We start from the raw sequence: 12020 nt of genomic DNA on the forward strand, positions 1-12020 counted from the left end.
CAACTGTCAACTGAATGATTATGTCTTCTGTTAGTTTAATTCGGGCCAATTCATACGATCGCCAAAAGCTACAAAAATCCTTAGAAAACTTGCTCGCACCCTTGGGCGGAATCTCAGCTTTTGTCAAATCGGGCGATCGTGTTTTACTCAAACCCAACCTCCTCACAGGTGCTCGCCCTACCAAAGAATGCGTCACCCGCCCAGAATTAGTTTACTGCGTGGCGAAAATGGTCATCGAAGCAGGTGGTAAACCGTTTTTAGGAGACAGTCCGGCTTTTGGTAGCGCCATGGGTGTCGCCAAAGCCAACGGTTATTTGCCACTGTTGGCAGAACTAAATTTGCCCGTAGTAGAGTTTCAAGCAAAACGTTACAAAACAGTCAGCCAAGATTTCAATCATCTCCGACTTTGCAAAGAAGCAATGGAAGCGGATGTGGTGATTAATCTGCCCAAACTCAAATCTCACGTTCAATTAACCGTCACAATGGGCGTCAAAAACTTGTTCGGCTGCGTGCCCGGGAAAATGAAGGCTTGGTGGCACATGGAAGCCGGCAAAGATAGCGCCAGATTCGGTCAAATGCTGGTAGAAACGGCCCGGACAATTAACCCAAATTTGACGATTTTGGATGGCATTATCGGTCACGAAGGTAACGGGCCCAGCGGCGGCGAACCTAAGTTTTTAGGAATTTTGGGCGCCTCCAGTGATGTGTTTGCTTTGGATCGAACTTTAGTGGAAATTATTAATGTCGATCCAGCAATGGTTCCGACTGTAGCTGCGGCGATGAGATTGGGACTGTGCTCGAATTTGGAGGAACTCGATTTTCCACTGTTGCGCCCGGAAACTCTCAAGGTTTTCGATTGGAAATTGCCGGAAAATATGATGCCGATCGACTTTGGGATGCCTCGGGTGATTAAGTCAGTGTTCAAGCACCTTTATATCCGCTTTATCAAAGAAAATAAGGGAACAAGTGTGTTTTTATCGAACAAGTGACAAAGCAAGTTACAATAATTTCGACATTTTTGGGCAGTGGCCCAAACCCTCATTCTACCGTTTAAATTTGAGCTGTCGAGAAAGCCCAAACCCTATCCCAGCCTGATTTCTGACTAAAACCTGTCCTGAGTATTGAAATTCAATGAGTTATCTTCAATAAGATGCTAAGCTAACAACCATGCCGGAGAAATCTGTTTCTGAATCCTCATAATTTTAGGGTAATCATCTACTGTGTATCAGAACACACAATTTTCAACTGCGATAACTGATTTCATGATGTAAACTGCGACTCCGGTGGTTATCAGTACATCAAGTCTGTAAAATAAGGAGAACTCCAATGCAAACTCAGAAGCCCTTAAGTCCTACTGTAGTTTCCCTTATATCGGGACAGAGTATGAAACCCTGGTTATTCATCCCGGGTGATTGGCGAAGACCTGCAAATAAAGAGTCATTTCAATTGTACTGGTGTCAAAAATCACAACTTGGATGCCTCCATCCTCTACCAGAACTAGACCAAATTGAGAGCTTCTACGACATCGACGATTACTATACTCACCATGCAGAATTTACCGACTCAGAAGCACCCTCTTCTATTTCCTTCTTCGATAAATTGCGAACCCATCTAGCTTGGCGTTTCGATAAGGGAGTAGATGTCACCACTCAATGGTGGAAACAGCAGTTCGGGACTTCTTCTTACTCGATACTAGAAATCGGTTGCGCCAATGGCAAACTGCTGGAAGACTTCAAATTGGATGGTCACAAAGTCTGGGGAGTAGAACCAGATAGACAAGCTTTGCGTTTCGCCGAGGAACGAAATCTTGATGTATATTATGGCACTGCTGAATCTTTGCCCCCGGAAATCACGTCGAGAAAATACGACATGATTATTATGAACCACGTACTGGAACATACCATAAATCCTGTACTGGCACTCCGCAATACCATGGAGTTGCTCGTGGACGGCGGCAAATTGGTGATGGAAGTACCAAATAACTCGTGTAGGGCGCTAAAAGAATCAGGGATTGCATGGCTCCATCTAGATGTGCCAAGGCATTTTTATTTCTTCACACCGGACAGTTTGCGCGCTATCTGCCAACAGGTGGGATTTGAGGTGATTTCTACCGAGTTTAATGGCTACTATCGCCTATTTACTAACGGTTGGATCGATGATGAAAGAAAAATTTTGAATGCGCTCGATTCAAGGCAATCTCCTGGGATGGTAAAGCCCAAAGCAAACAGTAAACTCCAAGCTTGGAAGTTACTACTGAAAACATTTCTGGCTCCCGACGAGAAAAAATACGATTCAGTCAGAATTGTTGTACAAAAGTCATAGTAAGAGCGAAGGAAGGGAAATAAGGCTTTGAGAATTTCTTATTACCTTGAGAATTTCAGAAGCGAGGCTTCCCATTACCTAAGACAGAACTTACGCATGACGGACGGGTGCATCTAACTTGGGCAATTACGTCTTTTTTGCCTTAGTGCTACTTTCCCCACATAGCAAAGCTTCTATAAAGCTATCGCAAGCGATGTGGCACTATTCAAGCAAACTGAGATGCTACCCTGACTCACCAGCTCTGCATACGGTGTGAAACTCCGGGTGGTTTCCTCAAATATTGTCGGTGCGTCGCTCCTATGAGATTTTCGATCTTTTTTGGGTACAATAAGGTGGATGAGACAATCTGCATGAAAAAATTAGGAGTCTCGATTTGTTTAGGGCAGCCAGCGGGGGCGGAATCCTTTTAAAGGCAAGTCTTCGGGTGATGGAGAATTATTAGTAGATGCCGGTGGGTTTTTTAAGTTTAAAAGTATGAGAGTTGAAGAGGCGATCGCATTTCCGCCATCTGTTCTCAAATCTCCTGCGACTGGTTCCGATTTCTTGACAACTAGCCGATCTAACAGCAATTCTAACCCATCGGGCGACAAGCTCATTTTTGTCTCCACTTGGTCGGGCAAAACTAACAGCGGTTTTACTGCAAATGTCTGCAAATTAATTGCTTCTAGGGTGAGTTGCTCGGAAAAATCTTTTCCGGGCTGGCGCCTGGTTAACAAGCAGTAAAGCTGAGGATTTCTGGGATCAAACTGACAGTTGAGGAATTCTCCGGCGGTGCGGATCAATTCTTTTTGCAATCCCTGGTTGGTTACTAAAAAGATTGACTGCGTAAAATCGCTATTGTACTTGAGCATTGCCGATTCTCTGCCGTCGGGAGTGAAGCTGAACACTCTCCGAAAAGATGGTATGAACTCTAAAGGTTTGACGTTTGGTGTGAGGGATAAAATGGCGATCCCGTCTGCTTGGGGATTGGCTAAAGTTGCGCTGTCTGGGGCGATCGCAAATTCTCCAGCGGGATGACTTAACAACCGCTGCGGCACCGCCGAAGTGGACGATCGCACTACCCACAAACCAATGTCCTCTGCATTGCCCCTCTTTGCCCGCTGAATCGCGATCGTCTTGCCGTCAGCAGACAGATCGAATTTGAGATTTTCATAGTCTTGATTGCCTAAAATCTGCTGAATGCTGCCAGGTTTTTGAGCCGGATCGGAACTTCTGCCTGTAGTGACGGCATACAAGGATTGTTCGTACAAACCAGGCTGATATTTTGACCATTGGCTAGCAGAAAATAAAATGCGATCGCCCGCTGGGTAAATTCTATAATCTTTAATTACTAAATTTTCAGGAGTGAGGATGATTTTTTGTTTGCGGGTGAGATTGTAAAGAATTAACCGCCCTTTTTCTGAGGCTTCTGTGCCAGTGTAAACAAAAGCGCGATCGGGCGTGCTAAATTGACTGACAAACGGTGCGATCGCATTTCCTTGTTTGTCAGAACCTAGTTTTTCCCGCGCTTGTTGCAATGAAATTGTATAAGTGCGATCGTACTGGGGAGGCGCGATCAAAGTATATACTAGCCGTCGCCCCGACCAACTAATTTTTCCCGGCAAAGGTGGCTCGACGTGCAGGTTTGCTTCAACGCTTGCACGATCCATCTGGCGGCTGAAAGTCAGGACAAAAGCCGTATCTCTCGCCCCTACTTGTTTGTTTTCCCAGCTAAAATCGCGCACTTTCGGTAAAGATCGATCGCCCAGAGCAAGCAAAAACCCGATCGCGAAACTCAGCAATACCATCAATGATACAGCCGTGCGGTCGATCGGCTCTAATTTTTTTAATTTTCCCACAAACATACAATAGCCTGAATTTAGACTAGACTAATTGCCAAACTTGTTTCAATACAAACAAGCAATCTCAAATAAAAAGTTAAATTTTATGCGATGGCTCAAATCAGTCTGTTAAACTAATGTCTTTCCCCTCTACAGGAAAGTTATCGTGAACAAAAACCTACTAACTTTGCTCGGCTGCTCCGGTTCTGTAGCCTTAACGATCTTAGCGGTAAATCCCGCTAATGCTAGCACCCGAATTTCCCCAAATCCCAGCATTGAGCGCAATGGCGAAATATCAGCCAATCCAGACATAAATCAAGACGAAACCCAATCCTCGCTGCCAGAAATCAACTCTGACAAAATAGGAGACCTCGCCCTCATAACTTCAGGCTGCAACTGTGCTGGCTGTCGAGTTCAAGTCCCCCAAACGATCGAACAATGACGGCTGCTAGTTCCTCAGCAATCTAAATAGCAAGTTACAAAGCAAGCAAAACAAAAATCACAGAAAACAACCCATTAATTCTCGATTTAAATAGTCACAAGTTTAAAGTTGCCAGTTAAAATAATTATTTATTATTTCTACTTTCGGCTTGTGGCTTTTTATTAGTCAAAACTGACTATTTACAACACAATAGATAAAATTCAACCATACAATACTTCTTCCACAGGCGGCGTGGCGTCTTTGGGGTCGAACTCTTTTAATTTGAAAGCTTGCAGCAAAAACAGCCAGATATAAAGCGGATTTAACAAAACATACCGCTTCCAGAGGCGTCGGGGTTCCTTCATGAACCTAAACAGCCATTCCAAACCCATCTTACCTAAAATCTCAGGAGATTTAGCCAAATTTCCCGCATGAAAATCGTAGGCTGCACCTACAGCAATCAGTGGCATTGATATGTCATCCCGGTATTCGTAAGCCCAGACTTCTTGTCGCGGACAGCCCAAACCTACAAAAGTAATGGCTGCACCGCTGTTGCGAATTTGCAGCGCAATTTCCTTTTTCTCTTCCGGCGAAACGTGCCTAAATTTAGAAGGCTGAGTTCCAGCAATAATTAACTTGGGATAAAGTTGGCAGAGATTGCGAGACAAAGCCTCCAGTACAGAAGCTTTAGAGCCGTACAAATAGATAGATAATCCTTCTTCGGCCGCACGTTCGCAGATTTCTAACATCGCATTCGGCCCGCAAACTCGATCGGGCAATCCCGTATTGTAGAGCAAATTTAACGCCCACCTTACCGGTTGTCCATCCGGCAATACTAAGTCAATGTGATTGAGCCGATAGCGGTGAGTGCTGTCAAGAACCCCTGTCATTACCCCGTGCACCGCTAGAGCCGAAACTGAAAGTGGTTTTCCTGCCTTGGCTGCCGCAATAATTTTGCTGACAGCCGCTTCATAATTCAGGGCATTTACTAATATGCCTAGTACATTCTTTTTCCCGAGATCGATCATAGAACACCTCTGTAAGCCAACAGCCGTTACAGTCATAAATCTCCTGTAGGATTTGTTTAACGTTGTATTCAATCTTTACCAAAAATGCCAGCCCATTATTTTTGTCCCGCTCAATTCTGCGCCCCTTCTTTCAGCCAGCGCTCGCGGTTACAGTCATAAATCTCCTGTAGGATTTGTTTGACGTTATATTTCATTTTCCAGTCAGGATAGTGGCTGGAAAATTTTGAGTTGTCGCTAATCCACCAAATGTGATCGCCAATGCGATTCCCTTCTGCATATGTCCAATTAAATTTGCGTTCAGCAATTGCCTCACACATCTGGATGGCTTCTAACATCGAACAATTGCTATATCTGCCTCCTCCTGTATTATAAACCTGGGCGCTTCTGGGAGCTTTATAAAATTCATAAAAAGCAGAAATTAAATCAGCACTGTGAATGTTGTCGCGGACTTGCTTGCCTTTGTACCCAAAGACGGTGTAGGGAGTTCCTGTCACGGCGCACTTCATCAAGTAGGCGAGAAATCCGTGTAATTGAGCTCCCGAATGATTTGGGCCAGTCAGACAGCCACCCCTAAAACAAGCCGTATTCATATTAAAATAACGACCGTATTCTTGAACTAAAATATCCGCGGACACCTTAGACGCACCAAACAAACTGTGCAGGCACTGATCGATTGACATATCTTCCCGAATCCCACCTTCGTAAGTGTGACCTGGTTCAATTTCCCACCTGTGTTCTAATTCAATTAAAGGTAATTTGTTGGGCGTATCGCCGTATACTTTGTTGGTAGAAGTAAAAATGAAAACGGCTTTGGGACAGTACAAGCGAGTTACTTCTAAAAGATTGAGAGTACCGTTAGCGTTGACGGTAAAATCTATTTTAGGAGCGCGGGCAGCCCAATCGTGGCTGGGTTGGGCTGCTGTGTGAATTACTAACTCGATCGACTCGCCATACCGCTGAAAGATATTGGTAATCGCTTCATAGTCGCGAATGTCCACATCTAAATGGTAATACTTTGTTCCCAGTGATTTTTCGAGTTGTTGGCGGTTCCAATTAGTAGAACCATCAGCACCAAAAAAGAACTGACGCATATTGTTGTCGATGCCAACGATGTCGAAACCTTGTTTGGCAAAGAATTTACAAGCCTCGGATCCAATTAAACCCGCCGCTCCAGTAATAATTGCAACGCTCACGTTTCACCGCCTAAAAAATATAGTTTTCTTTGTTTTGTGCGATCGCACAAATCAGAAGTTATCCTGATTTGCCTTGGAATACATCTTCGCACAATTCGGCGCACAATTCGGCAAAAAATTTACCTTTTATGTTCCAGTCATATATTTCCCGGACGCGCTTTTGACCGGCTCGACCCAAGCGATCTCGCAATTCACGATCGTGCGCTAAACACACTATAGCTTCTGCTAGACCTTTCGTCGAATTTTCGGGCTCGGTAGCCTTGACTTTAATGCCAGTTTGGGCCGTTACTTGAGTCGCAGGCCCACCTAAATCCAAACAAATCGTAGGACGCCCAATCCCCATGATTTCAGTACATACAAAACCTCCCGAGTCGTGCAAACTCGGATGGAGGAGAACATGAGACTCGCCCATTTTTGAAAGAGTTTCAGTACGCGATAAAGCTCCCCAAAAATATACTTTATTTGCCAGTCCCAATTCTGTTACCAAAGCTTCTAAACGCTGCCTTTCCGGGCCGTCTCCCACAATCCAGTATTCCGATTCTTCCACGTTTGCCTCCGCAAATGCACGGAGTCCCAAGTGCACTCCTTTCCAGTGTAATAGACGACCCACACTAATAAATCTAATTGGTCGATCGGGCGGGGTTGGAAATTTTTCTAGTTCCTCAATTTCCTGCTGGGACAAACCGACTTGCGAGAAAATTTTCACATTTTTTGCTTTGAGAAATCGCAGTCGGGCTGCTGTTTCTTCGGTAGTTGCTAGCGCGATCGCACTGCGACGCGCCGTCAGCCCCACAAACGGATCGCGTTCTCCTACGCTTTGAGCCAATGCTCGCAGTGTTTCATAAATTCTGCCCCGGCGGCTAAAATCTTGCCAAAAAGGCTTTGGTGCTGCTTCTGCACCCCCGACAGGCCCCCAAATAAAAGGATGCGGCAACAGCGCCAGGAAACTTGGTGACCAATGTTTGACATAAGTTACGTGGTGTACTATGTCAAAACCGATTTCGCGATCGAGCTTTCGAGCGATAAAATAAGCCCAGATTTGCCACAGATAGTAGTGAAGTTGCAGCAATCCTTGTTTTCCTTTCCAATCTTCGCTCCACCCAAACGGATCGAAATAAACAAAGTGCAGGTTGGGCACTGGATTGCGTTCTAGTTCTGCTTCAATGTACGATCGACAAAACGTCCGAGTAAATACCCAACTTTCGTGATGTTTAGCAGATTGGATAACAGTATTCCATCCCACTCCCTCTTCAGATCCTAGATTTGGTTCGCAAGCAAAGGCAGATAATAAAACTTTCATAGGTAATTGGGAATAGGGAATAGGGAATAGGGCATTGGGCATTGGGCATTGGGAATTGGGAATTGGGAATTGGGAATTGGGAATTGGGAATTGGGCATTGGGCATTGGGAATTGGGAATTGGGAATTGGGAATTGGCCAAACAGGGCATCGGGCATTGTAGATAGAATCAGGAAGTTATTGGTAATAAATAACCAATAACCAATAACTAACAACTAACAACTAACAACTAACAACTGTCAACTGTCAACTGTCAACTGTCAACCGTCAACCGTCAACTGACTTCATCAAAAAAGATGTAACTTCGACATAAGCTTTAGCTGCTGTTTCAGGAGATTTTTGAGAAATTAGCTGTCGCGAACACTCTCCCATCGATTCAATCAAATTAGGATTGTCTATGAGAATCTGCATTTTTTCTGCCAACTCCTTGGCATTGTTAGGGTCAAAAATATAACCGTTTTCCCCAGACGCAATTAACTCACAGGAAGCTGCACCGTTAGAACACAATACCGGTTTCCCAAACACCATTGCTTCCGGTACAACCATACCCCAGACATCCTCAAAAGTAGGAAAAACAAAAATATCAGCAAGCTGAAAATAAGCTCCCAAACTTCCGTAGTCAACCCATCCCACCCAGTTTACTTGCTCGGGGAAATCTTGCTCTTTAATAAAAGCTTCCAACTCCTCTCGCTGGTCGCCCTTGCCAACAATTAGTAAAGTATAATCAGAATATCCTTGCTTTTTGAGAAGGGCACAAGCTTCTAACAGCGTCTTAATTCCTTTTCTAGCTGTGATCCGTCCCACATATAAAAAAACTGGGTGTTTGAGATCTAAATTTAGTGGCTTGGTTGTGACCAAAGGTTTCAGCAGCGTTTCCGCATCGGGAACTAAATAAGTTCTCGTAAAAACTTGCTCTTGGGGTGCATGGAGAACTTCCACCAAATATCTTTTTCCAGCTTGGCTGTTAGAAACAAAAGCATCGGCAAACTTAGCTAAAATGCGTCTGGCGAATGTCCGAAAACTCGAATCTCGAAAATCTGTGTTTGGCGAACTCCCGTCATAAATAATTGCAACTCGCCATTGACAAAGCGGTTTGAGGAGAATTACCAAGACAGTCCACAAAGAAAAAGCTTGAGGAAAAACTACTTGTGGCCTAAATTTGAGCAAGTGACCGATGATTCTAGGCGACACTGCGATGAAACCGCGATCGTATCCTGTTTCGATCTTTTCTGTCTCGACAAATTTAGTCTCCCCTACCAATTTAATTGCTGATGCTCCCGGTAGCGTCGGATCGAACCCAGACCAAACGCGACCAGTATAAAACACAGTATTTTTATATACTTTTGTAAATTCTCTTAATACAGGCTGCCAATATGCGCCCAATTCTACTTCTGGAACCAGCCAAGCGACGCGCAAATCATCTCTATCGACCATGCTATTCACCTTCAGTTTTGTTTTTATTGAATCCCAGCTTGCTTAAAACTGAAAACCAAACTAACCTTCTGTAAGGTAGCAACCAATATACTGGCCAGAATAAACCACCGTGACGGCGAGCAAAAACTTTCCACTCTTCCCAGGGTTGAAGGGTAGCATCTTTAAAAGCTAAACCCTTGGGTTGGTTCATTTTTTCCAAGCCTTCACTCATATTGGCAGCCGCTATTGTTGTTGATTGCGGATTGGGAGAACAGGTTCCTTGATAGCCTGGAGCTATCCAAACTGTACAGCCTTTTTGTCGGGCACGCAGACCGTATTCCCAATCTGATAGATAATGAATAAAGGCTGGATCGAGATTGCCAACCAGTTCAACCACGCTGCGGGGAATTAACACGCAGTTACCATTCATGCTGTCACAAGGCTGAGGTGCTTTTGTTGGCTGAAGGAAGCGAAATTTAAAGGGAAGTAATGGGGTAATCTTGACTATACCGCCGTATGTAAAATCACCGGTTTCTGGATCGCGAGTAGAGCCGGCAACGATCGCCTTTTTTTCTCCTTTTTTGATTAGCTCGCTACTGGTGGCGAGCAAGTCGTTGAAAGCTTCTGGTTCGAGTACGGTGTCGTCGTTGAGCCAGACATAGTAGTCTGGATCGTCTTTCATAGCTTCGCTGAAAGCAACCCGCATTCCTCCATTCCAAAATAAGTTACCATCTCCCGAAAAAATCTTGACGTGAGGGTATGTTTGCTGTATTACTTCTGCTGTGCCATCAGTGCTACCATCATCTACCAGATAAGCATTGAGTGCAATTTCCTTTGTTAATTTTTGCTTAAACAGCGACTCTAGAGTGGCCAAAGTCTTTAACTTGCGGTTATGGCAAGTCATCAGGACTGCTATACTTATCTGCTCCATCTATATCAAATATTGGGCTGTTTGTGCAAAATTGGTATAAAACTGTCCTCGGGCGATCGACAATGCCGATCGCAGGCGAGTCCTATTCAATTAATAACTTAATCTGTCACAAGTATCAAGATATTTAGTCGATCGTTTATTTTTTGATTGGCCAGCTTTGCCCAGCCTCTAATTGCCTGACGGTGTAATTGTAACAATCAACACGTCGGCTGTCCGAAAATATACTAATAAACACCCAAAAATCGGCATTATAAATACCCTACAAGTTTTACATTTAATCAGTTTTACTTACTTAGGAGTTTGGCAAACTTCTTGATAAAGATTTTGATACTCGCGAGCTTGCACTTCTAAGGTAAACTTGGCTTCAACTTTCTCTCGTGCTAGGCGACAAAGCTTTTGATGCCGCTCACCATCTTCTAGCACCCAAGCAATCCCTCGCGCTAAATCCTCGGTATCATAGGGTTGGGCTAAATAGCCATTGTACTGGCGATCGACAATATCTTTTAGTCCCGTCACATCAAAAGCCACCACAGGCGTACCGCAAGCCATGGCTTCCGATGCCGTCTGCCCAAAAGCTTCGTACCGCGAAGGTACAACCATCACATCCGCCGCTGCATAAACCTGTGACAAAGTAGTATCATCCAACCTGCCTAAATAATGAGTTTTGAAACCAACATCGATCGGGCTTTCAGGCTCAGAACACCCAAAAACCAACAGTTCAATCTTATCTTGCCAACCCGACTGACTGAGGCTTTGCAAAGCCGGAACCAGCAACGGAAACCCCTTCCAGCGATCGCCCGTACCCTGCATCGCCCCAAACAAGACCAACTGTTTATCTTGAGGCAAATTCAAACTATCCCTCACCTGCGGGCGGTTCAGCGGCTTGTAGAGTTCAGCATCAAGGCCATTCGCAATGACTTTAACTCGATAATTTTTCAACAAAGAACTAGATTTCGCGCATTCAGCCAACCAATGACTCGGAGTTACCAAAGTCAGATTCAAATTTTGCCAAGCCTCAGCTTTCCGCTGCCAAATCCAACGAGAAATATCAGCATCCTTAGTGCTGTGCAGTTGCGGACAAGCACCGCAAGCATCAAGATAGCGATCGCAATTTTCACTGTAGTGACATCCACCCGTAAACGCCCACATATCGTGCAGCGTCCAAACCACCGGTTTATTAAACTTAGCCAGAGTTTCAATCTGCATATAACCTTCACAAACCCAGTGCAAATTGATCGCATCAGGGTTAATTTTGGCAACTTCCGATGCCAAGGAATCAGGAACCCATTGCGGCGAAAAAATTACCTGACCTAGTTTGGGATAAACTTTTAACGGCAATCTATTTAATTTTCCTCGGAGACTCTTAAACTTTTCTCCTAACCTTGTCGGCATCAACCGCACAGTTTCATCATCACTAAACTTATAACCAGCCAAAATTTCGGAATTCACCCCGATACTTTGCAAGCCCTTGTGCAGCCGATAAGTCGCCCTCGCAGCACCACCTTTAGTATCGTAATTACTCACCAGCAAAACTTTCATCCAAACATCCTCATTATCAAATCCCTTCTCCTCTTCTCTTTCTCTGCGCCCTCTG

The 12020-nt window shown here is 44.5% G+C and carries 11 protein-coding genes; 4 read left to right on the top strand and 7 right to left on the bottom strand.

Going from position 1 to position 12020, the window contains the following annotated elements; genetic code table 11:
* Positions 1–20: 20 nt before the first annotated feature.
* Both JGK07_RS12420 and JGK07_RS12425 read left to right on the top strand, forming a co-directional pair.
* On the top strand, positions 21–989 hold the full coding sequence (locus tag JGK07_RS12420; protein WP_293206944.1) for a DUF362 domain-containing protein: 969 nt from the start codon (positions 21–23) through the stop codon (positions 987–989).
* Positions 990–1383: 394 nt separating this feature from the next.
* Complete coding sequence (locus JGK07_RS12425) at positions 1384–2322, top strand: class I SAM-dependent methyltransferase (protein WP_293191965.1); 939 nt, start codon at positions 1384–1386, stop codon at positions 2320–2322.
* Positions 2323–2699: 377 nt separating this feature from the next.
* Here JGK07_RS12425 and JGK07_RS12430 read toward each other — a convergent pair whose 3' ends face one another.
* A complete protein-coding gene (locus tag JGK07_RS12430; RefSeq protein ID WP_293183707.1) occupies positions 2700–4166 on the bottom strand; it encodes an Ig-like domain-containing protein in 1467 nt (488 codons plus the stop codon).
* 142 nt (positions 4167–4308) lie between these two features.
* Between JGK07_RS12430 and JGK07_RS12435 the strand changes: the two genes are divergently transcribed.
* A complete protein-coding gene (locus JGK07_RS12435; protein WP_293183709.1) occupies positions 4309–4584 on the top strand; it encodes a hypothetical protein in 276 nt (91 codons plus the stop codon).
* A 200-nt stretch (positions 4585–4784) separates the two neighbouring features.
* Here the strand turns inward: JGK07_RS12435 and JGK07_RS12440 are convergent, their stop codons facing one another.
* The 3 genes from JGK07_RS12440 to JGK07_RS12450 form a co-directional block, all read right to left on the bottom strand.
* On the bottom strand, positions 4785–5591 hold the full coding sequence (locus tag JGK07_RS12440; protein WP_293183711.1) for a WecB/TagA/CpsF family glycosyltransferase: 807 nt from the start codon (positions 5589–5591) through the stop codon (positions 4785–4787).
* Positions 5592–5701: 110 nt separating this feature from the next.
* The gene (locus tag JGK07_RS12445; protein ID WP_293183713.1) at positions 5702–6784 is read right to left on the bottom strand and encodes an NAD-dependent epimerase/dehydratase family protein; all 1083 of its coding nucleotides are present in this window, start codon (positions 6782–6784) and stop codon (positions 5702–5704) included.
* A 58-nt stretch (positions 6785–6842) separates the two neighbouring features.
* Complete coding sequence (locus tag JGK07_RS12450; protein WP_293183714.1) at positions 6843–8084, bottom strand: glycosyltransferase; 1242 nt, start codon at positions 8082–8084, stop codon at positions 6843–6845.
* A 34-nt stretch (positions 8085–8118) separates the two neighbouring features.
* Between JGK07_RS12450 and JGK07_RS12455 the strand changes: the two genes are divergently transcribed.
* Positions 8119–8283 carry a hypothetical protein gene (locus tag JGK07_RS12455; RefSeq protein WP_293290888.1) on the top strand — a complete coding sequence of 55 codons (165 nt, stop codon included), beginning with the start codon at positions 8119–8121 and terminating at the stop codon, positions 8281–8283.
* A gap of 66 nt (positions 8284–8349) precedes the next feature.
* Here JGK07_RS12455 and JGK07_RS12460 read toward each other — a convergent pair whose 3' ends face one another.
* The 3 genes from JGK07_RS12460 to JGK07_RS12470 all read right to left on the bottom strand — a co-directional run bounded on the left by JGK07_RS12460 (position 8350) and on the right by JGK07_RS12470 (position 11965).
* Positions 8350–9516 (bottom strand): glycosyltransferase family 4 protein, encoded by a 1167-nt coding sequence (locus JGK07_RS12460; protein ID WP_293223985.1) that lies wholly within the window; start codon positions 9514–9516, stop codon positions 8350–8352.
* Position 9517: 1 nt separating this feature from the next.
* The gene (locus JGK07_RS12465; protein ID WP_325315236.1) at positions 9518–10399 is read right to left on the bottom strand and encodes a glycosyltransferase family 2 protein; all 882 of its coding nucleotides are present in this window, start codon (positions 10397–10399) and stop codon (positions 9518–9520) included.
* Between the two features lie 315 nt (positions 10400–10714).
* Entirely contained in the window at positions 10715–11965 is a 1251-nt protein-coding gene (locus JGK07_RS12470) for a glycosyltransferase family 4 protein (RefSeq protein ID WP_293191969.1), read from the bottom strand.
* Between the last annotated feature and the right edge of the window lie 55 nt (positions 11966–12020).

It is taken from the genome of Microcoleus sp. PH2017_24_DOB_U_A, assembly GCF_020738205.1.
GTDB lineage: Bacteria > Cyanobacteriota > Cyanobacteriia > Cyanobacteriales > Microcoleaceae > Microcoleus.